At 67.8% G+C, this 21078-nt stretch carries 17 protein-coding genes, 1 tRNA gene, 1 pseudogene and 1 riboswitch; of the genes and pseudogenes, 10 read left to right on the forward strand and 9 right to left on the reverse strand.

Going from position 1 to position 21078, the window contains the following annotated elements; genetic code table 11:
- Positions 1–2: 2 nt before the first annotated feature.
- On the reverse strand, positions 3–1301 hold the full coding sequence (locus tag ACE3N6_RS09225; protein ID WP_374245019.1) for a hypothetical protein: 1299 nt from the start codon (positions 1299–1301) through the stop codon (positions 3–5).
- Positions 1302–1320: 19 nt separating this feature from the next.
- Positions 1321–1719: a hypothetical protein gene (locus tag ACE3N6_RS09230; RefSeq protein WP_374245021.1), complete on the reverse strand. Its 399-nt coding sequence runs from the start codon at positions 1717–1719 to the stop codon at positions 1321–1323.
- A gap of 305 nt (positions 1720–2024) precedes the next feature.
- Positions 2025–2242, forward strand: a riboswitch (cobalamin riboswitch).
- Positions 2243–2390: 148 nt separating this feature from the next.
- On the opposite strand from ACE3N6_RS09230, the gene ACE3N6_RS09235 reads away from it, so the two are divergent.
- The 9 genes from ACE3N6_RS09235 to ACE3N6_RS09275 all read left to right on the forward strand — a co-directional run bounded on the left by ACE3N6_RS09235 (position 2391) and on the right by ACE3N6_RS09275 (position 14630).
- The gene (locus tag ACE3N6_RS09235; RefSeq protein ID WP_374245023.1) at positions 2391–6776 is read left to right on the forward strand and encodes a cobaltochelatase subunit CobN; all 4386 of its coding nucleotides are present in this window, start codon (positions 2391–2393) and stop codon (positions 6774–6776) included.
- Positions 6773–7210 (forward strand): MotA/TolQ/ExbB proton channel family protein, encoded by a 438-nt coding sequence (locus ACE3N6_RS09240; RefSeq protein ID WP_374245025.1) that lies wholly within the window; start codon positions 6773–6775, stop codon positions 7208–7210. Before ACE3N6_RS09235 ends, ACE3N6_RS09240 begins: the two co-directional genes overlap by 4 nt.
- Positions 7207–7542: a hypothetical protein gene (locus ACE3N6_RS09245; protein ID WP_374245027.1), complete on the forward strand. Its 336-nt coding sequence runs from the start codon at positions 7207–7209 to the stop codon at positions 7540–7542. The genes ACE3N6_RS09240 and ACE3N6_RS09245 overlap by 4 nt, the downstream gene beginning before the upstream one ends.
- The gene (locus tag ACE3N6_RS09250) at positions 7539–9623 is read left to right on the forward strand and encodes a TonB-dependent receptor (protein ID WP_374245029.1); all 2085 of its coding nucleotides are present in this window, start codon (positions 7539–7541) and stop codon (positions 9621–9623) included. Before ACE3N6_RS09245 ends, ACE3N6_RS09250 begins: the two co-directional genes overlap by 4 nt.
- 180 nt (positions 9624–9803) lie before the next feature.
- A complete protein-coding gene (locus ACE3N6_RS09255; protein WP_153163176.1) occupies positions 9804–10094 on the forward strand; it encodes a co-chaperone GroES in 291 nt (96 codons plus the stop codon).
- Between the two features lie 117 nt (positions 10095–10211).
- Positions 10212–11861: a chaperonin GroEL gene (gene groL / locus ACE3N6_RS09260; RefSeq protein WP_284186790.1), complete on the forward strand. Its 1650-nt coding sequence runs from the start codon at positions 10212–10214 to the stop codon at positions 11859–11861.
- A gap of 473 nt (positions 11862–12334) precedes the next feature.
- On the forward strand, positions 12335–13009 hold the full coding sequence (locus ACE3N6_RS09265) for a response regulator transcription factor (protein ID WP_153163178.1): 675 nt from the start codon (positions 12335–12337) through the stop codon (positions 13007–13009).
- Complete coding sequence (locus ACE3N6_RS09270) at positions 12996–14480, forward strand: sensor histidine kinase N-terminal domain-containing protein (RefSeq protein ID WP_374245032.1); 1485 nt, start codon at positions 12996–12998, stop codon at positions 14478–14480. The genes ACE3N6_RS09265 and ACE3N6_RS09270 overlap by 14 nt, the downstream gene beginning before the upstream one ends.
- A gap of 74 nt (positions 14481–14554) precedes the next feature.
- A tRNA-Phe gene (locus tag ACE3N6_RS09275) sits at positions 14555–14630 on the forward strand.
- 186 nt (positions 14631–14816) lie between these two features.
- On the opposite strand, the gene ACE3N6_RS09280 is transcribed toward ACE3N6_RS09275, so the two are convergent.
- The 4 genes from ACE3N6_RS09280 to ACE3N6_RS09295 form a co-directional block, all read right to left on the reverse strand.
- Positions 14817–16187 (reverse strand): reverse transcriptase domain-containing protein, encoded by a 1371-nt coding sequence (locus tag ACE3N6_RS09280; RefSeq protein WP_374245034.1) that lies wholly within the window; start codon positions 16185–16187, stop codon positions 14817–14819.
- A 5-nt stretch (positions 16188–16192) separates the two neighbouring features.
- Positions 16193–16720, reverse strand: a complete 528-nt coding sequence (locus ACE3N6_RS09285) for an SLATT domain-containing protein (protein ID WP_374245036.1) — start codon at positions 16718–16720, stop codon at positions 16193–16195.
- A 534-nt stretch (positions 16721–17254) separates the two neighbouring features.
- On the reverse strand, positions 17255–17974 hold the full coding sequence (locus ACE3N6_RS09290) for a hypothetical protein (RefSeq protein WP_374245038.1): 720 nt from the start codon (positions 17972–17974) through the stop codon (positions 17255–17257).
- Positions 17975–18000: 26 nt separating this feature from the next.
- Positions 18001–18174, reverse strand: a complete 174-nt coding sequence (locus ACE3N6_RS09295; RefSeq protein WP_374245040.1) for a hypothetical protein — start codon at positions 18172–18174, stop codon at positions 18001–18003.
- A 163-nt stretch (positions 18175–18337) separates the two neighbouring features.
- Here ACE3N6_RS09295 and ACE3N6_RS09300 point away from each other — a divergent pair, with 163 nt between their 5' ends.
- Entirely contained in the window at positions 18338–18745 is a 408-nt protein-coding gene (locus tag ACE3N6_RS09300) for a YkgJ family cysteine cluster protein (RefSeq protein ID WP_374245042.1), read from the forward strand.
- An 18-nt stretch (positions 18746–18763) separates the two neighbouring features.
- On the opposite strand, the gene ACE3N6_RS09305 is transcribed toward ACE3N6_RS09300, so the two are convergent.
- The 3 genes and pseudogenes from ACE3N6_RS09305 to ACE3N6_RS09315 all read right to left on the reverse strand — a co-directional run.
- Positions 18764–19552, reverse strand: a complete 789-nt coding sequence (locus ACE3N6_RS09305; RefSeq protein WP_374245044.1) for a MipA/OmpV family protein — start codon at positions 19550–19552, stop codon at positions 18764–18766.
- Positions 19553–19728: 176 nt separating this feature from the next.
- Positions 19729–20517, reverse strand: a complete 789-nt coding sequence (gene istB / locus ACE3N6_RS09310) for an IS21-like element helper ATPase IstB (RefSeq protein ID WP_374245046.1) — start codon at positions 20515–20517, stop codon at positions 19729–19731.
- A 40-nt stretch (positions 20518–20557) separates the two neighbouring features.
- A pseudogene (locus ACE3N6_RS09315) lies at positions 20558–21078 on the reverse strand (IS21 family transposase); the annotation flags it as partial.

Below are 21078 nucleotides of genomic sequence, written 5' to 3' on the forward strand. Positions count from 1 at the left end.
GGTCAGCCTGCGGCAGCTTCTCCGAGGCGGGCGCCGAGCAGCTTGCCAAGGATGCGCTTGAACAGCCCCCGCATCGGCGCCGCGCTTTCGGCGGTTTCGGCCGCGGCGTGGCGGCTGCCGATGATGCGGGCGGCGGCGATGGCCGACGGCGTGGCGGCCAGCTCGACCAGGCCGAGGGCGTGGCAGGCGCTGTAGAAGGCGAACACGTAGCGCTGGGGCACGCCCAGCACCCGCACGGTGTCGCGCAGGCTGTAGCTGCTGCGCGACCACAGGCCGGCGATGCGCATGGCTTCGGGCGGCACGGCGAGGCGGGTGAGGTTGGGCCAGCTGTGCAGGCGGACCGGGTAGTCGAGGTTGGTGCCGCGCGGCAGGCGCCCGCGGGAGGCCCACAGGGCCACGTCCCATTCGAGGGCTTCGAGGGGGCGCTGCTCCAGCGCGCCCATCCGCCCGGCGTCCTTCGGGTCGACCCGGCTCATCCGCACCGTGCCGCGGGTGGGTAGCTGGGCCAGGGCGCGCATGGCGTTGGTGCTGCGTGCCTGCAGGGCCTTGCCGGAGACGGGGTCGAGGTAGAGCGCGGTGCCGCTGGCGTCGTCGATGCGCACCGGGCGGTGGATCTCCCGGGCGTGGGCGAGGGCGCGGGCGATCTCGCCCTGCAGGAACTGCTCCGGGGCGTAGTAGATCGCGGCGCGGGCGGCGGGGTCGTCCAGATCGACGTCGGGCATGGAGCCCACGTAGAAGGTGGACAGGCGCTCCTCGAGCTGGCGCAGCAGGGCCACCGGGTCGGCGTTGGCGGGGCGGGGTTCGGTGCGGTTGAAGAGCATTTCGACCGGGAGTTCGTCGGGGATGTTGTCGGCGTCGTCGCTGACGGCTTCGGCCAGCGCCGCGGCCGGTTCGGCCTGGGCGGCGTCGGCTGCCGGGGGGGCGAGGGCCGGCGATTCGGTGAGCGGGGCCTCGACCGCCGGGGGGGGCGGCGGCAGCAGGCCGCGGGCCCGTTCGAGGGCGGCGGAGAAGGCCGCCAGCCCCACCGGTTTGGTGACGGCGATGGTCAGCGGGTCGTCGTGGAGGGCCGGCTTCTGGGTGCTTACGATCAGCGGGCGGCCCGGGTAGAGCAGGCGGTGGCCCTCGAGCAGGTAGCGGCCCAGGTCGTTGTCGATGTCGATGAAGGCCACGTCGGCGGCGGCTTCATCGGTGATCTGGCAGGCCCGGGTGTCGACGCGCGAGAGGAAGATCTCGAAGGCGTACAGCGAGCGGCTGTCCATGCCGGCGTGGCAGAGGCGGAGCGTAGGCTGGGCGGTCATCATGGGCATCTCCCAAGGGCGGTCAAAGGGCCGGGCTGGCCATCCCGACCAGGCCGCGGGTGAGCACCGAGCGGCTGGCCGGAGGTTGTACGGGCTCGTCGGCACGGACCCCGCTGGCCAGGTGGCTGGCCAGGAATCGGCGCTGGGACGGACCGAGCTGCAGGGCCGTCCGCGACAGCATGGCGGACTTCAGCCCCACTCCCCGCTCGGCCAGGGCGATGAACAGATCCACCAGGGCGCCGTAGATGGCGTCCGGGTCGCCCAGCCGCCAGGCGATCATCACCCGCCGGGTGTGGCCGGTCAGGTCGTCGGGCTGGCGCACCAGGTGCATCTCCAGATGGGCCAGCAGGCGGCCGGCCTCGCCCCGCAGGTGCAGCGCGCCGCTGTCGGGGGTCTGGAAGGCGGGTTCGGGTCGTTCCATTCTTGGAGCCCAGTTTGGGTTGAGTCGATCGCGCCCAAGCTTGCGGCGGGATATGACGAACGGGCTTGATTATAGGGGGCTCGATGGCGCCGAAACCGACCGCTTTGATTACTTCTGTTATTTATACAGATTTTGACAAAGCTTACTGTCAGAACCTGTCAGGGCGCCCAAAATGGGTGCGGTTTTCACCGAATGTCGCAGTTATCCGCCCGCTTTCGGGGCGCGTGCGCGGCCGCCGGCGAGGTGGTCGGGCGGGGGCTGGGTGCCGTCCGGCTTGCGGGAACGGCCGGGTTTGACTTAACCTCGCCGCTCCTGTTCCTCCGGGTGCCCGATCCGCCTTCGCGGAGACGGCCAAACGGGAAGTCCGGTGACGTCGGCGGCACGCCGTCCGACCACTCCGGCGCAGCCCCCGCTGCTGTAAGCCAGACGACCCCATCCACATGCCACTGGGCGCCAGCCCGGGAAGGCGGATGGGGAAGGACGACGGCGAGCCAGAAGACCGGCCCGAGGACATTGTTTCAGCCGAGCCCCGGGGTGCGGGTCTGGCGAGCGAATCCTGTCCGTCCGCCGGCCTGGTCCGGCGCCCGTGCTTCCGCCGGCGCAGCCCGCCTGGCGATTTCGTTCCGTCCTTTCCGCCAGCCTTCGTCCCCCGTCCGGCCCTTGGAGACGGGATGTCACGACCACACCCAGGCTTTTGCCGCCTCATCGCCCGCGCCGTGCTGGCGGCCACTCTGTTCGGCGGGCTGCCGGCCCAGGCGGCGACGCTGTTCAGCGTCGTCACCGACCGCGCCGCCCCGGCCGCGGTCGAAGGCGCCCGCCAGCACCTCGCCCGCCACCCCCGCGACCGCATCGTGCTGCGCACGCCAGCCCAGCTCCTCGCCGCCAGCGACCGCCAGCTGCGTCAGTGGCTCGACGCCGACGCGGTGCTGGCGGTATCCGTCTTCGGCGACCCGGCCCGCCGGCTGATCGACGCCCTGCCGGCCAGCCGTGCGGCCACCGTGCTGGCGATGAACGGCGAGCAGCGCCTCAACCTGCACAGCCGCGGCCCGGCCGGCGCGCTGGCGGATTTTCCCGCCGACACCTTGCGTCAGCTGGCCGCCGAACAGCCGCCCGCCGAGGCTCTCGACGCTGCCGCCGCCCACCCGCCCGCCGCGGCCTGGCTCGCCGCCCGGCGCAGCTGGCAGGCTGGCGGTGCCGACAACCTTGCCCGGCTCTACGCCCACCTGCTCGCCGGCACGGCGCTCCCGCCGCCGCTGCCCGAGCCGGCCCTGCGCCTGCGGGTCGGCGAGGTGGAGCGCACCGACGGCGACGCCTGGCGAGCCGGCCTGCTGCCCGCCGGCCCGGCCCTGGCGGTGCTCGATCTCGCCAACATCGAATCCGGCACGGCGGCGGCGATCTGCGCCGAATCCCGCCGCCAGGGCCTGCCCTGCGCCGAGGTGCTGACCCGCTGGGGCGGCGCCTCGCGGGAGGCCATCGAGCGCCTGCCCGAACTCCTCGCCCCGGCCCGGCCGGCGGCGTTGGTGGTGGTGCAGGATTTCGTGGTGGGCGCCGCCGAGAACCGCGAGGCCGTCACCGAAGCGCTGAAGAAGCTGGATCTGCCGGTCATCAAGGCGATCCGCCTCACCGAGCGCACCGCCACCCAGTGGCGCCTGTCGCCCGAGGGGCTGCCGGTGGATTCGGTGCAGTACCGGGTGGCGCTGCCGGAGCTGCAGGGCATCGGCCAGCCCATCGTGGTGTCGGCGGTGGGGGCGGGGCGGATCGACCCGCTCACCGGCGTCGAGCTGCGCCGCACCGAGCCCATCGCCGCCGAGATCGCCCGGCTGGTGGCGCGCGCCACCCGCTGGCAGCAACTGCGGGCCAAGGCCAACGCCGACAAGCGGGTGGCCATCGTCTACTACAACCACCCGCCCGGCCGGCAGAACATCGGCGCCGACAACCTGGACGTGCCCGCCTCGCTGTTCGCCATCCTCACGCGCCTGAAGGCCGAGGGCTACGACACCGGCGAGCTGCCCGCGTCGCCCGAGGCGCTCCTCGACGGGATCATGGCCCGGGGCGTGAATCTGCCCGAGGACAAGGCCGCGCTGGCCGAACTCGCCCGCGAGGTGGCCGGGGTGAGCGCCGCCGATTACAAGGCGTGGTTCGCCGGCCTGCCCGAGCGGGTGCGCGGCGAGATGGTGTCCGGCCCCCTGGGCCGGCTCCACGCCGAGGTGCTGGAAGCCGAGCGTGCCGGCGAGCGCAGCCTGGGGCGCAAACGCGTCGAGTCGGCGATGAAGGAACTGCACCATCTGGCCGAAGGCGCGGATCACCCCCGTCGCGCCGAGGCCATCGCCGGCCTGAAGGCGCTCGAAGCCGGCTACCGCGGCTGCCTTGCCGACGTGCCGCTGCGCAAGTGCGAGAGCCTGTCGAGGCTGGTGTGGCGGATCGTCGGCTATGGCGTCGAGGGCCTGCGCGGCTGGGGCGCTGCGCCGGGCAAGGTGATGGTGGCGGACGGCAAGCTGCTGGTGCCGGGCCTCAGCTTCGGCAAGGTTTTCGTCGGGCCGCAGCCGCCGCGGGGCTGGGAGGTGGATGAAGAGCTGCTCCACGCCAACACCAGCGTGTCGCCGCCCCACCAGTACCTGGCCTTCTACCACTGGCTGCGCGACCGCTTCCGGGCCGACGCGGTGGTGCATCTGGGCCGCCATTCGACTTACGAGTTCCTGCCCGGCAAGGCGGTGGGGCTCACCGCCGACGACTACCCCAGCCTCGTCGCCGCCGACCTGCCGGGCATCTACCCCTACATCGTCGACGGGGTGGGCGAGGGCGTGCAGGCCAAGCGCCGGGGGCTGGCGGTGATCGTCGACCACCTTACTCCGCCGCTGTCGGCCACGCCGCTCTACGACAAACTGCTGGAGCTGCGTCAGGTGGTGGAGAGCTTCGAGGCCGCCAATAGCGAGCGCCTCAAGGCCCAGGCCGCCCGCACCATGCGCGAGCAGGTGACGGCCCTCAACCTGCGCGCCGAGCTGGAAGCCTCGATGGCCGACGTGCTGGCGGTGCGCGGCATCGGCTTCGAGGACGCCGACGACGACCTGCTCGCCCACGAGATCGGCCACTACCTCACCAAGCTGCAGGAGAAGTTCATGCCCCACGGCCTGCACGTCTTCGGGCAGGACTGGAGCGCCGAATCCCTGGCCCTGATGGCGGGCTCCATGGCCCAGGTGGCGGGCGGCTACGACGCGGCCATCGCCGCCAGGCTGGCCGCGTCCCCGCGGCTGGAGATGGACGGCTTGCTGGCCGGGCTGGCCGGGCGTTTCGTGGCGCCGGGCAAGGGCAACGACCCGCTGCGCTCCCCCGAGGCGCTGCCCACCGGGCGCAACTTTCATGCCGTGGATGGCGACCTGCTGCCCACCCGGCTGGGCTACGCCCTGGGCGCCAGCCTCGCCGACAAGGCCAGCGCCCGACCCCGCAAGGCCGGCGCTGGCGCCGACAGCGACGCGGTGATCCTGTGGGCGTCCGACGCGGTGCGCGACGAGGGGGCGATGGTCGCCTTCTGCCTGTCGCTGCTGGGCGCCGAGCCGGTGTGGAACGCCCGCGGCATCGTCACCGACGTGCGCCTCCTGCCCGGCAAGGCAAGGCGCGACGTGATCGTGACCACCTCGGGCCTGTTCCGCGATCTGTACCCCAACCTGCTCAACCAGATCGACCGGGCCGGCCGGCTGGCGCTGGCCGCGTCGGCCGAGGTGCTGGTCGAGCAGCGCCCCGATCTCGCCGAAGCCCTCGCCGCCGCGCTGGCGCCCCTGGGCAGCGGCGTCGTGCGCGGGCGCGAGCCGCTCGCCGGCAACGTTGCCGCCAGCGCCTGGCTGGGCCGCACCGACACCCTCGCCAAGGGCGGGCTGGCGCCGGTCGAGGCCGGCCGGGCGGCGGCGTTGCGCATCTTCGGCGACGCGCCGGGGGCCTACAGCGCCGGGGTCAATCGGCTCGCCGAACGCTCCGGCGCGTGGCGCGAGCGGGAGGAGCTGGGCCGCGTCTACCTCAACCGGATGGGCCACGCCTACGGGCTGGACGCTGCGGGCGACGCCGCCCACGTGGCCTTCGAGACGGCGCTCGCCGGCGTCGCCCGCAGCTACCACGGCCGCGCCAGCAACCTCTACGGCCTCCTCGACAACAACGACGCCTTCGACTACCTGGGCGGCCTGTCGCTGGGCGTCGAGACCCTCACCGGCCGGCGCCCGGAAGGGCTGATCCTGCAGCACGCCGACCCGGCCCACCCGGCGGTCGAGCCGCTGGCCACCGCGCTGCTGTCGGAGCTGCGCGGCCGCTACCTCAACCCGGAATGGCTCAAGCCCCTGATGAAGCACGGCTACGCCGGCGCCCGCACGATGGGGCAGGCGTTCCTCGAGAACCTGTGGGGTTGGCAGGTGACACGGCCCGACCTCATCCAGCAGTGGGCCTGGGACGAGGTGAAGGAGACGTGGTTCGACGACAAGCAGAAGCTTGGCCTGCCGCGCTTCCTGGCCCAGGGCCACAACGCCCACGTGAAGGCCCACATGCTGGCCATCTTCATGGTGGCGGCGGAGAAGGGCTTCTGGCAGGCCGACGCGGCCACCATCCGCCAGATGGGCGGCGAGCTGGCCCGGCTGGTGGCGAAGAACGGCCTGCCCGGCAGCGGCCACGCGGCGCCCAAGCACCCCATGTGGGACTGGCTGCGCCCGCGCCTCGACGCCGCCGACGCCGATGCGCTGGGCGCGGCGCTGGCCCGGGCGCAGGGGGCGACGCTGCCCGCTGCTGTGCCCGCAAACCCGGCGCCAGCGGCCAGCTCCCGGTCGCGGCCGGCCCTGGCGCAGGCCCGCTCCACGCCGCCGGCCGAGCCCGCGCCGTCGCCCGAGACGCCCGCCGAGGCCCCGTCGCCGGTCAGCCAGAGCGAGCTGATCGTGCGCCCTGCACCCGCCGATCGCCCGCGCACCGTCATCCCGCCCGCAGCCCTGGCCATCGCCCCGCTGCTCTTCCTGCTGGGCCTCGCCTGGAGCGCCCGGCGCCTGCCCGTTTCCCCAACCCGCAACCAAACCGGTGAATCCCGATGAACCACACCCTCTCCTGGCTCCATGAAGCCGTCACCTGGCTGCTCACCCCGGCCCTCCTGGCGCTGGTCGCGGCCTGCGCCATCGCCCTTGCCGAAGCCGGCCTCGCCCTGGGCGAACGCCTGTGGGGGCTGCGGCGCCTGGCGGCAATGAACGACGTGCTCGCCGTCCAGCGCGTGGCCCGGCACCGGCTGGAGCGGGCCGACCTGCTCGCCCGCATCCCGCCCATGCTGGGCCTGATGGCCACCATCATCCCCCTCGGGCCGGGCCTCGCCGCGCTGGGGCAGGGCAACCCGGCCGCGCTGGCCAGCGCCGTCACCGTGGCCTTCGACGCCACCGTGCTGGGCCTCGTGGCCGGTATCGGCGGGCTGGTGGTGGGCAAGCTGCGCCGCCGCTGGTACGAGGAGCTGCTCGAAGGCATGGAGGGCGCCGAATGAAGGCCGTCAACGCCCCGCGCCGCCGGCTGCGCCTGTATTCCCGCCTCGATGCCCGCTTCGACGACCGGGACGAAGACCCCCGCGCAAGTTTGGTCAACCTTGTTGACGTAATGCTGGTGTTCGCCTGCGGCCTGCTGGCCGCGATAGCCGCCAACACCCAGGGCGCCCTCAGTCAGCCCAAGCCCGTGGACAAAGGCCGCGCCATCGAGCGCCCGGCCGACGGCACCGGGCAGGTCGGCGCGGGGATGGACCGGGTCGGCGAAGTCTTCCGCGACCCGAAGACCGGCCAGCTGATCCTCATCGAGCCGGCCGCGCCCGCATTCCGCCCATGAGCCGCCCCACGCCCCTGACGGCGCTGGCCGTCGCGCTGCTGCCCGGCCTCGTCGCCGCCAGCGAAACGACCTTGCCCGAGGTCACCGTCGGCAGCCACCGGGGCGATCTGGTGGGCGTGGCCGACGCCGCCTCCGAAGGCGTGATCGACGCCCGCCGGCTCGCCGCCCGCCCGCTGCTGCGCCCAGCCGAGGCGCTGGAAACCGTACCGGGGCTCGTCGTCACCCAGCATTCCGGAGACGGCAAGGCCAACCAGTATTTCCTGCGCGGCTTCAACCTCGACCACGGCAGCGACTTCGCCACCTTCGTGGCCGGTATGCCGGCGAACATGCCCAGCCACGCCCACGGTCAGGGCTACATGGACCTCAACTTCCTGATCCCCGAACTGATCGCCGGCATCCGCTTCCGCAAGGGCGTGTACGCCGCCGAGGACGGCGACTTTGCCACCGCCGGCGCGGCGCGCATCGACTACCGGCGTCAGCTGGCGGCGCCCTTCGCGGAGATCGGCGCGGGCCACAACGGCTACCGTCGCCTGCTCGCCGCGGGCAGCCGGCCGCTGGGCGCGCTGCAGCTGCTGGCCGCGTTCGAGGCTTCGGGCAACGACGGGCCGTGGGATCAACCCGAGAACCTGACCAAGCGCAATGCCGTGCTGCGCCTGTCGGAGGGCACGGCCGCCAGCGGCTTCGCCCTCACCGCGATGAGCTACACGGCGCGCTGGACGGCTACCGAGCACGTGCCGGCGCGGGCCATCGACAGCGGCGAGATCGGCCGCTTCGGCGCCCTGTCGCCCCACGACGGCGGCACCACCCACCGCCACAGCCTGTCGGCCGAATGGGCGCAGCCCGATGCCGACGGGGCCAGCCGGGCCGGCGTATACCTCATCGACTACGGCCTCAACCTGTTCGCGGCGCCCTCCGGTTTCATCGGCGGGCCGGCCGGCGACCAGCACGAGCAGGCCGACCGCCGCCTGGTGTGGGGTGGGCAGGCCAGCCGCAGCTGGTTTCTCGGGCCGGGCTTCAAGGATTCGGAGCTGACCGCCGGCCTCCAGTGGCGGCAGGATCGCATCCGCAGCGTGGGCCTGTATTCCACCGAAGACCGCCAGCGCAGCGCCACCGTGCGCCAGGACAAGATCGTCGAGACCGCTGCCGCGCTGTTCGTCGAGGCCCGCACCCAATGGCAGCCGTGGCTGCGCAGCACCCTGGGCCTGCGCCATGACGAGGTGGATGCCCGCGTCACCGCCACCGGCGGCGAGTTCAATCTGGCCAACGGCGGCAAGGCCCGCGCCGGGCAAACCAGCCCCAAGTTGGGTGTGGTGCTGGGGCCGTTCGCGCTGCCCGCGCCCACCGAGTTCTACGCCAACTGGGGGCAGGGCTTCCACAGCAACGATGCCCGTGGCGCTACCAGCGGCATCAACCCGGCCGACGGCAGCGTCATCGGCCGCGTGCCGCTGCTGGTGCGCGCCCGGGGCGCCGAGCTGGGCCTGCGCAGCACGCCACTGCCCGGCTGGCAGACCAGCGTGTCGGTGTGGCAGATGGCGCTGGCCTCCGAGCTGGTGTTCATCGGCGACGAAGGCGTCACCGAACCCAAGGGCGCCTCGCGCCGCCACGGGCTGGAGTGGAGCAACGCGCTGGCGCTGCCCGCCGGGGTGAGCGTCGACACGTCGCTGGCGCTCTCCCAGGCGCGCTTCCGCGAGGCCCATCCGGACAACGGCGGCACCCGCGTGCCCAACGCCATCCCGGTGGTGGCGTCGGTGGGCGCGGCGCTGGACCCCGGCGGGCGCTGGTTTGCCGGCGCGCGCCTGCGCTACCTGGGCGCCTATCCGCTGGAAGAAACCGGCCGCGAGAAATCCACGCCCTTCTGGATGGCCAACCTGCGCGTGGGCTATCGCCTTGCCGCCAACAGCCAGTTGACGCTCGACGTGCTCAACCTGTTCGACCGCAAGGCCAACGACATCGAATACTGGGGCGGCGCCTGCACCCGGGGCGAATCGGCCAGCGGCGCCTGCGGTGGCGGCATCGACGGTCGGCTGGTGCATCCGCTGGAGCCGCGCACCCTCCGGCTGGCACTGCGGATCGGGTTCTGAGCGGGGGGACGAAAAAATACAAATCGCCACACTTGAAATGCGCCACACCCGACCCTATTATTAGCACTCGTCGGCGGTGAGTGCTAACAGCCTCCCGCCACCTCGATGCCAGTACGTGTTGCTGGCCAAGTTTTTTCTGGCGGGCTCCGGCCCGGATTGAACCAAGCAGGAGATCTCTACATGAAAATCCGTCCCTTGCATGATCGCGTGATCGTCAAGCGTGTTGAAGCCGAACGCACCACCTCCAGCGGCATCGTCATCCCCGACTCCGCCGGCGAGAAGCCCGATCAGGGCGAAGTGCTGGCCGTCGGCAACGGCAAGATCCTCGAGAGCGGCGAAGTGCGCAAGATGGATGTCAAGGTTGGCGACCGCGTCCTGTTCGGCAAGTACGCTGGCCAGACCGTCAAGGTCGATGGTCAGGAACTGCTGGTGATGCGCGAAGAAGACATCATGGGCGTGCTCGAGGCATGAACGCCGCGCGACCGCCCGAAGGCGTTCGCACCGCAGCCCGATAGGGCGAAGGAAGTTCAATAAACCTCGCCGTCCGCGTCTTTCAACCTCATTTAAAGAATTCCGGAGAAACACACAATGGCAGCTAAAGAAGTCAAGTTTGGCGATTCCGCCCGTGCCCGCATGGTCGAAGGCATCAACGTCCTGGCCGACGCGGTCAAGGTCACCCTGGGCCCCAAGGGCCGCAACGTGGTGCTCGAGCGCTCCTTCGGCGCCCCGACCGTCACCAAGGACGGCGTCTCCGTCGCCAAGGAAATCGAACTGAAGGACAAGTTCGCCAACATGGGCGCCCAGATGGTCAAGGAAGTCGCTTCCAAGACCTCCGACATCGCCGGTGACGGCACCACCACCGCCACCGTGCTGGCCCAGTCCATCGTCCGCGAAGGCATGAAGTTCGTCGCCGCCGGCATGAACCCGATGGACCTGAAGCGCGGCATCGACAAGGCTGTCGTCGCCACCCTGGAAGAGCTGAAGAAGCTCTCCAAGCCCTGCTCCACCAACAAGGAAATCGCCCAGGTCGGCTCCATCTCCGCCAACAGCGATTCCTCCATCGGCGACATCATCGCCAACGCGATGGAAAAGGTCGGCAAGGAAGGCGTCATCACCGTTGAAGACGGCAAGTCCCTGCAGAACGAACTCGACGTCGTCGAAGGCATGCAGTTCGACCGCGGCTACCTGTCCCCGTACTTCATCAACAACCCCGACAAGCAGGTTGCCGTCCTCGACAACCCGTTCGTCCTGCTCTTCGACAAGAAGATCTCCAACATCCGCGATCTGCTGCCGGTGCTCGAGCAAGTCGCCAAGGCTGGCCGCCCGCTGCTCATCATCGCCGAAGACGTCGATGGCGAAGCCCTGGCCACCCTGGTTGTGAACAACATCCGCGGCATCCTCAAGACCTGCGCCGTCAAGGCCCCGGGCTTCGGCGACCGTCGCAAGGCCATGCTGGAAGACATCGCCGTGCTGACCGGCGGTCAGGTGATCGCCGAAGAAGTCGGCCTGACCCTCGAGAAGGCCACCCTGGAAGATCTGGGCCAGGCCAAGCGCATCGAAGTGGGCAAGGAAAACACCACCCTCATCGACGGCGCCGGCGTTGCCGAGCGTATCGAAGCCCGCGTCAAGCAGATCCGTGTCCAGATCGAGGAAGCCACCTCCGACTACGACCGCGAGAAGCTGCAGGAGCGTGTTGCCAAGCTGGCTGGCGGCGTTGCCGTCATCAAGGTTGGCGCTGCCACCGAAGTCGAAATGAAGGAAAAGAAGGCCCGTGTCGAAGACGCGCTGCACGCCACCCGTGCCGCCGTTGAAGAAGGCATCGTCCCCGGCGGCGGCGTGGCCCTGCTGCGTGCCCGCGCCAACCTGGCCGGCCTGAAGGGTGACAACCACGACCAGGACGCCGGTATCAAGATCGTGCTGCGCGCCATGGAACAGCCCCTGCGCGAGATCGTCGCCAACGCCGGCGCCGAAGCCTCCGTGGTGGTGAACAAGGTCACCGAAGGCTCCGGCAACTTCGGCTACAACGCCGCCACCGATGTGTACGGCGACATGGTCGAAATGGGCGTGCTGGACCCGACCAAGGTCACCCGCACCGCGCTGCAGAACGCCGCCTCCGTGGCCGGCCTGATGCTCACCACCGACTGCATGGTTGCCGAACTGGCTGAAGACAAGCCGGCCGGCGGCATGCCCGACATGGGTGGCATGGGCGGTATGGGCGGCATGGGCATGGGCATGTAATTCGCCCGCCCGGGCCCCTCGAAGCCGGCCGACCATCGGCCGGCGCCGAACCCCGATCCCCGTCCTGTGGAATCCGCAGGGCGGGGATTTGTTTTTTGCGGCACGCCTGCGCTTGTCGCGGGCCGCGCTCAGGTCGGGCGCGGTCAACGTGACATGACACACCCTGTGCTAGACTCGAGCGGATTTGTATCGGAATTGTATCGGGTCGATACGGGGGCGCTGCGGCGCGGTGGCTGGTCTGGAGATGCCTGCCACGCGGCCGGCTGGGCCCGGCGGTGGCGGATGCTGCTTCCGGCCCGGAGCGGAAAAAAGACGGCGGGGGAGTGGCCCGTCGGGCGGCCCAATCCCCCGAGGCTCTGCCGCGGCTTGCGCCACGCCATCGCCCCCGAGACCGAGTAAAAGGAGAACAGCGGTTGCACTATGCCGGCGGCCGCTTACTCAAAACTTACACCTCAGCTTCGAACAAAAAGACCATGCGGATTCTGTTGGCCGAGGACGACCTCATCATTGCGGATGGCCTGACCCGGGCGCTCAAGAAGGCCGGTTACGCCGTCGATCACGTGCCCAACGGCGCCGAAGCCGACGCCGCGCTGCTCGGGCAGAGCTTCGACCTGCTCATCCTCGACCTGGGCCTGCCCAAGCTCTCGGGCATCGAGGTGCTGCGCCGCCTGCGCAGCCGCAAGTGCACCATGCCGGTGCTCATCCTCACCGCCCAGGACGGCGTCGAGGATCGCGTGCGCGGGCTCGATGCCGGCGCCGACGACTACCTCACCAAGCCCTTTGCCCTGCCCGAACTCGAAGCCCGCGTGCGCGCCCTCACCCGCCGCGGCACCGGCCAGGCCCGCTGCATCGAATACGCCCGCCTCGCCTACGATCAGGCCGACCGGGTGGTCAAGATCGACGGCCAGGTGGTCGAGCTTTCCGCCCGCGAGGTGGGCCTGCTGGAAGTCCTGCTCCTGCGCGCCGGCCGGCTGGTGAGCAAGGAGCAGTTGGTCGACCACCTGTGCGGCTGGGGCGAGGAAGTCTCCAACAACGCCATCGAGGTCTACGTCCATCGCCTGCGCAAGAAGCTGGAGCACAGCGGCGTGCAGATCGTCACCGTGCGCGGCCTGGGGTACTGCCTGGAAAAGCCGGATGTGGTCGCCTAGGTGGCGCAAGGCGGCCGCCGAGGATGCCGCCGCCGACGGCAAGGCCTTCAACTCGCTGTTCGGCGAGATCCTCGACTGGATGCTCGCGCCGCTGCTGTTCCTGTGGCCGATCTCCATCATCGTCACCCACAACGTCGCCAACAGCATCGCCAACCAGCCCTACGACCAGGCGCTGGCGGTCAACGTGCGGGCCATCGCCCGGCTGGTGAAGGTCGAGGGCAACCTCGCCCGGGTCAATTTCCCGGCACCGGCGCGGCTCATCCTGCGCGCCGACGAAGACGACACGGTGTACTACCAGGTGCTCGGCTTCAAGGGCGAGCTGCTGGCCGGCGACAAGGACATCCCGCCCATCGCCGCCCCCGACAACGTCGAGCCCGATCTGGTGATGTTCCGCGACGAGCAGATCGCCGGCGAAGAGGTGCGGGTGGCCTACCAGTTCCTCCAGCCGGTGGATGGCGCGCCCAGCCGGCTGGTGCTGCTGCAGGTGGCCGAAACCCGCAACAAGCGCAGCACCCTCGCCTCGCGGGTCGTCACCGGCGTGCTGCTGCCCCAGTTCGCGATCATCCCCATCGCGGTGATCCTGGTGTGGCTCGGGCTCTCCCGCGGCATCGCCCCCCTCAACCAGTTGCAGACCCTCATCCGCCGGCGCCGCCCGTCGGATCTGTCGCCCATCTCCGTCTCCGGCGTGCCCGAAGAGGTGCGCCCCCTCATCATCGCCTTCAACGACATGATGGCCCGGCTTGAGGAAAACCTGCAGGCCCAGCAGCGCTTCATCGCCGACGCCGCCCACCAGATGCGCACCCCCCTCACCGGCCTGCGCATGCAGACCGACCTCGCGCTGATGGAGACCGACCCCAATCAGGTCCACCGCTCCCTGGTGCAGATCTCCCAGAGCGCCGAGCGCGCCGGCCACCTCATCAACCAGCTCCTCTCCCTGGCCCGCGCCGAAGCCAGCTACGAGAAGATCTACGCCGTCGAGCGGGTCGACCTCGAATCCCTGCTGCGCAACATGCTCAGCGACTTCGTGCCCCGCGCCCGCCAGAAGAACATCGACTTCGGCCTCGAGACCACCGGCGAGCCGCTCATCATCGACGGCAACCCGGTGCTGCTGGGCGAGCTGCTCAAGAACCTCATCGACAACGCCATCAAATACACCCCCGAAGGCGGCTGCGTCACCGTGCGCACCATCGCCACCGAGCGGGCCATCGTCGAAGTGGAAGACACCGGCATCGGCGTGCCCGAAGCCGACCGCGAGCGCGTCTTCGAGCGCTTCTACCGGGTGCTCGGCAGCACCGAGAGCGGCTCCGGCCTCGGCCTGCCCATCGTCCGCGAGATCGCCGACCTCCACCGCGCCACCGTCAGCCTCATCCCCAACCCCAGCGGCAAGGGCACCATCGCCCAGGTCGTCTTCCCCCGCAGTCGCCCCGAAGACGAACCCACCCCCACCGGCGAACGCCCCCCGTCACCCTGAATCCCCGCCTGCAAAAATATCGTCGAAATTATTTGACAAGCCCCCAGTAGAGGGCTATTATGCGCGCTCTCTCAGGCCAGTTAGCTCAGTTGGTAGAGCAGCGGATTGAAAATCCGCGTGTCCGTGGTTCGATTCCGCGACTGGCCACCAGATTCTAAGCCGCTTCCCGCATGTTTGCGTGAAGCGGCTTTTTACATTTTTGGGCAGTTTCTACAAAATTGCAGCGGTAGCTCTGTTGTGGTGTGCGTCTGAATGGTTATGCGCATCAAGTCGTGCAGGGATGCTTGATTTGCTCTGGAAGCAGGTGTTTGTGCTTGCTTGGCGACCCCTTTCTCGTTAAGACAATGATCCTAGGTCAGCCTCCAGCTCCTTTACGGCGTGTCGAATGCGCATGGAGAACAGCTGTTCTACACGTTTGTCCGATAGGGGGGCTACTTTGGCCTTGCCAAGGAAGATAGTCAAAACCTCTTTTTTTTCGCTTACGTCCATTGTGTCGAAGTTTGGAATGTATGTGTGTGATGATTTTTCCTTGCGTCGGCTCTCGTAAAATGTTTTTAGAAACGACTTAGGGCTAATCAAGCCGGTTACGCTGAACCGCTGAATCAACGTCATTACCGTTTTCTGCAGCGATCTTAGACATGCTGTGTCATTGATCTGTGAAAAGTAGAAGACCCAGCCGCGCCGCGCGCCTTCATAGACGCAGCCGGTGATCTTGAGGTTCAGGCGCCACTGGCAAATTCGTATCGCTGCGTCCCGTTGTTCTGGCGTTCTTGCGAGCTCCATCTTGTACCGGAAATTGGTAAAGATGGCTGCAAGTGCTGACTCCAATTTATGGATGCTTTCCCGGCGAACGGAGAGCTTTGCGTTGTGGACTTGGTAGCCGAGGAATGTGAAGGGTTCGCTGAGTGAGCCGATTCGAGACTTTGAGTTTGGTGCGGACAATTCGTGAGGCTGGAACTCCCTCGCTGTTAGGTGATTTATTGCGTCCTGAGCTACCGCCTTTGCATTGCCTGAAGAGCATAGAATTAAAATGTCGTCAACATATCTAAAGTAGGCGATGTCGTCCCTTGCTGCGATAGCGTCGTCAATTTCCTTAATCGATATTTCGGCCAATTGGTTTGAAATCGCAAGTCCTTGGGGGACGCCTAAGGAATTCGAAGGTGCTGTCGCAGAGGCAGAGCCGTCTGGTATGGTCGCTGTCTTGATTGCGCTCTGGATCAGGTGGAGGAATGCCTTCTTGCGGATTCGTTTGGTTAGCGACCTGTAAAGAACGGTGTGCGAAATGCTTCCATAGAAATTACGCAGATCCAGTCGGACGAACTCATGAAATTTTCCAGAATTTAGTGCTTCCTTAAGCGCGTCAATCTTGATTTGGGGGATGCTAGGGGTTGCATCTGGAAAGACGTCTTGCAGTGCTTGGCAAAGCGCACGTAATACGATCCGATCACGAGCGGTGGGGATGGACAGGATGCGCGGGGTGTGGCCTGCACCCTTGGAGATCAATTTTTGCTTGTAGGCTGTGAATTTGTAGGTGCTGTTAGCGACCTTGCTTGTTATGACTGAGATCTCTTGATTGAGCGTCGTATGCAGCTTAGAGGGCCGCATCCTATCAATTCCTACTGTGGAAGTGTTTCGTATTTTATCGGTAAATAGTTGGCGCAAGTTTTTTGCGCGGAATCGTTTTGTAAAATGCTTGCTGGCGCTCATAGTTGCTACGATAAAAGTACCAAGGCGAAGGGGGCTGCGTACAAAAGTGTAAGAGTCGTGGCGCGAAGGGCCATGTATGCGTGAACTTCAATTTTTTCGTAACGGCTCGGCATTCTTGTTGTTAGCCCATTTTGAAAAACTCGAAATTGCTTGTCGTCCATTTCGCTATGATTTTCGACTGAAGATAGTAGTTCGTTGTATCTGGTGATTTGGTCTAAGTTGGGTGTATTTCCAGCTAGTGACTTGTAAAGAAGTTGAAGAGCGATGTAGTTGGATCGCATGGAAATTGCGCGTCCGCGAAAATCTTGGCTGGTAACGAACATTGAGACTACTAGCAACCCCACTCCTAGAACTGCGGAGAAAAGATCTGTGTCTTCGCCGACGATTTTCGGATATCGAATCGTCACAATGGCTAACGCAGCGCTAAAAAATGCATACCAGACAAGAAGAGCCTGAGAATGGAAATTATTACTGGATAGGCGCTCTGCCGCCTGTATTCGTGCTTTGTATGTGAACCAAACACTGTCTTTCATGGATTCCTCGAGGCTAGAGTAAGGGGGCGGGAAAGCATGAAAGTGAAAGATATTCCTTGCGGAATCAGCGGGATCGTGAAGAGCCGCAACGGCGGTTGCCGTTATTTATTAGAGCCGCCCTCGCGTTAGCAAGAGGAAGAACCCGCCCCCAGTTGTTAGTTTATCTTGGAGTCCTAGGTGTATGCCACGGTTATCTGCACAGAATGGGCAGCAGGACAGCATTCCAAAAATGAGGGGGCATGAGCGGCAGGGCTGCCGCAGCTACCCGTATTGGATTGATTTCCAATCGTTTCGCAGCCTTCATGACTTCGCATCCCTTTGTTTCTTCGAGGTCTGCAACTGATGATGCAGCAAAGACGTGAATCCATAATGGGTGGCTGCGGGAGCCCTGGCGTGAGCGGTACGAGCTTTTTCGGGGTTGGCCCGCAGCCACAGGGCCAACTTCATGTTCGGTGCGCCTCGCGCCCCATCTGCCTTCCATAGCAAGGCGAGCCCGCGGCAAGTGGCGCCAACCCGGCCGGCGTGGCAGGTGCGCTACCGAAAACAGTAACCGTTCCCTGCGGCTAAGAAACCAATCTCGCCACAGTAGAAGCCATCGCCGTGTGAACGGAAACCAATCCGGCAAGAACATAAACCAATCGGGCAGGAATGGTTTCTGTTTCTGCCGGATTGGAAACCAACGGCCGGTGAACGGAAACCAAACGCCGGCAAACAGAAACCAGACTCGCCGCAGCAGGGACTGCGGACGTCGGCTCGTCTGCCTTGTGCTTGGCCTGACGAGGGGAGGCGGCGCGGGGCGGGTGTTGGGCTGCGGGGGTGGAATTCGGCGCGGCTGCCTTGGGCGTGGGGCGCGTGTTGATGCGCGCTTTGCTGCTCGGGAGGGGCTTGGTGCTGGTTGTGGTGGGGGAGGCGGTGCGCGTCCAGTTCGGCGAGCAGGGCGGTGCGGTGGGCGGGGGGCAGGGCGTGGAGGGGGATCGCCCAGGCGTGGTGGAAGCGCAGGCGCGCGAAGCGGTGGCGGGTTGTGCGGGCCACGCCGACGAGGGCCCGGCCGACGTCTTCGGCGGCGGGCGCCTGCAGTGTGGCGCCGGTCTGCCCGTTGGGGAGGGTGGGCTTGTGGTCGGGGGGCGGGGAGACGCCCTTGTCGTGGGTGGTGAGGGTCATCGGGCCGGTGGGGATGCGGTCGGGGATGTGCCACTTCGCCAGTTTGGTTCGCCAGCGGGTGGGGTTGGTTTGGCGCAGGGCGTTGTAGAGCACGAGGGCCGCGGGGATTACGCCGCAGATCAGGCGGACGAGGGGGCGCCGCTCAGCAGGCTCGCGGTGATGCCGACTGCGATGCCCGCCGTGAGCGCGAGGCCGCCGCCAAGCGTCAGGGCGTCGTGGCGGGCCCGGGCGCAGCGGTAATCGAGATAGGCGGCGATGTCGTCGGGTGTGACGGTGAAGTGGCGCGGGGGCATGGCGGTGGCGCCTTGGCGTCCGCGTGGCCGGGGTTGGCCGTTTTCTTCAAAGTTCGACCGGTGCGGCGCCGGTGCAAGGGGGCGAGCGGGTTGCCGGCGGGCCTTTCGCGTCCTATCCTCGTGCCCCTTGTCGTCACCCTGGCGCCCTGGCGGCGTGAATCGTATGGCTGCACCCGGTTTCTTCAACGTGGACGTGGATCGTCTGGATACCTGGACCCGCTATCGCAGCGGCCTGTGCAACGATTGCGCGGCCCATTGCTGCACGATGCCGGTGGAGGTTCGGCTGGCGGATCTGGTGCGCCTGGAGGTGGTGGATGCTTTCGAGGCGGAGCATGAGGCGCCCAAGCAGATCGCCCGGCGGCTTGCCAAGGCGGGGCTGGTGGGGCATTTCAACTTTCGCAACAGCATCTTTACCCTGGCCCGGCGGGCCAGCGGGGATTGCCTGTTTCTGGATGCGGGTACGCGCCGCTGCACGGTGTATGAGCGGCGCCCCGATACCTGCCGCAAGCACCCGCAGGTGGGGCCGCGGCCGGGCTATTGCGCCTACGGGCCGCGGGCCAAGGGGGCGTGAGGGGCGGCGGGCGAGGGCTTAGAAGCTCCAGCCGTAGCCGGCGTAGGCGAGGGGCTGGATGCGGGTCTCGACGATGGGGCTGTCGGCCTGGGTGCCGCCGAGGCGGGTGAGCGTCAGGCCGAACAGCACCGAGCCGCCGGGGCTCGTGCTCCAGGCGCCGTTGATGCCGGCCTGGAGCTGGGTGCCCGAGCTGGCGGTGTAGGCGGGGCGGTCGGGGGTGGCTTCGGCGGGGGCGACGCCGAAGTAGTAGTTGTTCATCTTGCGGTTGTTCCAGGTGACGCCCACCAGCCCGCTCACGCGCAGCCCCTGCCCGCGGACGAGGGCCCGCACGAACTGCAGCTGGGCGTTCTGCCCGTTGCTCACCGAGGTGACGTCGAAGCCCCATTGGGCGTTGAGGGTGCCGTAGTCGGTCTGCCAGCGCAGGGTGGGGCCCAGGTCGATGCCGAAATCCCGGTCGTCCATGCCCTTGGTGCGCCGGCCGTCTTCGGCTTTCCAGCCAAAGCGGGCGTCGGCGGAGAGGCCGAAGCGCAGGCGCTTGTCGTCGGAGTCGAGCAGCCACACGCCGGCGCGCAGGGCGTTGATGTAGAAGCGGTCGCCGTAGCTGGCCTGGACGATGGGCAGCACCCGGGTGCGCAGCTGGTCGGAGCCGGAGGTGGCGGGCATGACGCCGACGCCAAAGCCGTAGAGGTTGCGGATGTGGGGGACGGCGGATTCGGTCTGGTGGTCGATCCGGTCGGTGGCCACGGCGGGCAGGGCGGCGGCCAGGGCAAGGGCGCCGAGGGCTGGATGGAGGCGGGTGGAGGGCATGGCGGCTCGGTTCGATGGGGTGGGTCATGTCGGAGCGGCGAGGGCGGGTTTTGGTTCCTGCCGTCGATGCGCCGGGCATGGAGCTTACATCATGTCACTGACCGCCACAATAGAGCCACCTCTGACCGGCATATAGGAGCCAGTTTGAATCGTCTCTGACGGACGTCTTCGGGGGTTCAAGAGTGATGGTTTTTCGGGGTGCTGGCAAGCGCCGTTTTGGCCTTGTTCGGGCCCTGCCGGGGCGCACGGTAGGACGCCCCGTCGAGTGTCAGGCAATAGGCGTTGTGGCGCAGCCGATCGACGGTGGCGGAGGCCAGCAGGCGGTTGCCCGGGAAGGCCTGGTCCCACTCGGTGAAGTCGAGATTGCTGGTGACCACGGTGGCCGCCTGCTCATAGCGCTCGGCGATCAGATCATGCAGATCCTCGTCGGCCGGGGCGCGCAGCGGCTTCAGGCCAAAGTCGTCGATGATCAGCAGCGGCACGCGGGCCAGCTGCTGGAGCTTCCGCTCGTAGTTGCCGATGGCCCGGGCCGCGTTGAGGCCCGCGAGCAGCTGGGCGCAGGAGGCAAAGACCACGTCCTGGCCCTGGCGCACCGCGCAGTGCCCGAGCGCCTGGGCCAGGTGGCTCTTGCCGGTGCCGCAGGGGCCCACGATGAGCACCGGGGCCCTCTCGTGGATGTAGCGGCCGGTGGCGAGGTCATGGACCAGCGCCCGGTTGGTCGAAGGCAGCCGGTCGAACTCGAAGCCCTCCAGCGTCTTGGTGGCGCGGAAGGCCGCGCGGCGCAGCCGGGTGGCGAACTTCTTCTGCTCGCGTCGGGCCAGCTCGTCCTGGATCAAGAGGGCGAGGAACTCGGTGTAGGCGAGCTTGGCGTCGATCGCCTGGCGGTTGCGCGCATCGAGGGAGTCGAGGATGCCCGAGAGGCGCAGCTGCTTGAGCTGCGGGGCCAGTTCGGTGGCGGGGTTCATGGTGAAGCTCCTTGGGTGGGGATGCCGGAGTGGCATCGGGTCAGTGAATCGAAGGGGGTTCGTCGGCGAAGAGATCGGCGGCGCCGCGGACGAAGCGGGCCCCACCGGCGTAGGGTGTGCTCAGAGGGGCCGCTGCGGCGGGTGCCAGATCGTGCCCCCCGGCGAGGATGGTCTTGACGGTGCGGTAGTGCGGGCTGTCGTGCGCCAGGGCCCGCTCGCAGGCCGCCTCGAGCCGCTCGGCGCCGTACTTGGCCTTCAGGTGCAGCACCCCCTGGGCCGCCCGCAGGCGCTCGGAGACGCGGTCCGAGAGGAGCCGCTCGATCAGCCGGGCACAGGCCGGCCCGACCCCGGCGGCCTGCTGCAGACACCAGGCGCGGTCATGGGCGAAGAAGGTCCGGGCCTCCGGCGGCAGGTGGTCGGTCACGGTGCGTCGTTCGCCGGGCCGGCGGCTACGGGCATGGACGGCCACCGGCTGGAAGTCCTGATACACCGTCACCACGCTGTCGGTGGCGCGCAGCCACAGGCGCTTGCCCACCAGCGTGAAGGGCACCGAGTAGAGCC

Source organism: Zoogloea sp., from assembly GCF_041904905.1.
Lineage (GTDB): Bacteria > Pseudomonadota > Gammaproteobacteria > Burkholderiales > Rhodocyclaceae > Zoogloea.

Coding starts and splice junctions, on each gene's coding strand:
- ACE3N6_RS09270 (WP_374245032.1), top strand. CDS start 12,996: ATGTGGTCGCCTAGGTGGCGCAAGGCGGCCGCCGAGGATGCCGCCGCC.
- ACE3N6_RS09250 (WP_374245029.1), top strand. CDS start 7,539: ATGAGCCGCCCCACGCCCCTGACGGCGCTGGCCGTCGCGCTGCTGCCC.
- ACE3N6_RS09280 (WP_374245034.1), bottom strand. CDS start 16,187: ATGAGCGCCAGCAAGCATTTTACAAAACGATTCCGCGCAAAAAACTTG.
- ACE3N6_RS09295 (WP_374245040.1), bottom strand. CDS start 18,174: ATGCCCCCGCGCCACTTCACCGTCACACCCGACGACATCGCCGCCTAT.
- ACE3N6_RS09240 (WP_374245025.1), top strand. CDS start 6,773: ATGAACCACACCCTCTCCTGGCTCCATGAAGCCGTCACCTGGCTGCTC.
- istB (WP_374245046.1), bottom strand. CDS start 20,517: ATGAACCCCGCCACCGAACTGGCCCCGCAGCTCAAGCAGCTGCGCCTC.
- ACE3N6_RS09245 (WP_374245027.1), top strand. CDS start 7,207: ATGAAGGCCGTCAACGCCCCGCGCCGCCGGCTGCGCCTGTATTCCCGC.
- ACE3N6_RS09305 (WP_374245044.1), bottom strand. CDS start 19,552: ATGCCCTCCACCCGCCTCCATCCAGCCCTCGGCGCCCTTGCCCTGGCC.
- ACE3N6_RS09265 (WP_153163178.1), top strand. CDS start 12,335: ATGCGGATTCTGTTGGCCGAGGACGACCTCATCATTGCGGATGGCCTG.
- ACE3N6_RS09230 (WP_374245021.1), bottom strand. CDS start 1,719: ATGGAACGACCCGAACCCGCCTTCCAGACCCCCGACAGCGGCGCGCTG.
- ACE3N6_RS09255 (WP_153163176.1), top strand. CDS start 9,804: ATGAAAATCCGTCCCTTGCATGATCGCGTGATCGTCAAGCGTGTTGAA.
- ACE3N6_RS09225 (WP_374245019.1), bottom strand. CDS start 1,301: ATGATGACCGCCCAGCCTACGCTCCGCCTCTGCCACGCCGGCATGGAC.
- ACE3N6_RS09235 (WP_374245023.1), top strand. CDS start 2,391: ATGTCACGACCACACCCAGGCTTTTGCCGCCTCATCGCCCGCGCCGTG.
- groL (WP_284186790.1), top strand. CDS start 10,212: ATGGCAGCTAAAGAAGTCAAGTTTGGCGATTCCGCCCGTGCCCGCATG.
- ACE3N6_RS09285 (WP_374245036.1), bottom strand. CDS start 16,720: ATGAAAGACAGTGTTTGGTTCACATACAAAGCACGAATACAGGCGGCA.
- ACE3N6_RS09300 (WP_374245042.1), top strand. CDS start 18,338: ATGGCTGCACCCGGTTTCTTCAACGTGGACGTGGATCGTCTGGATACC.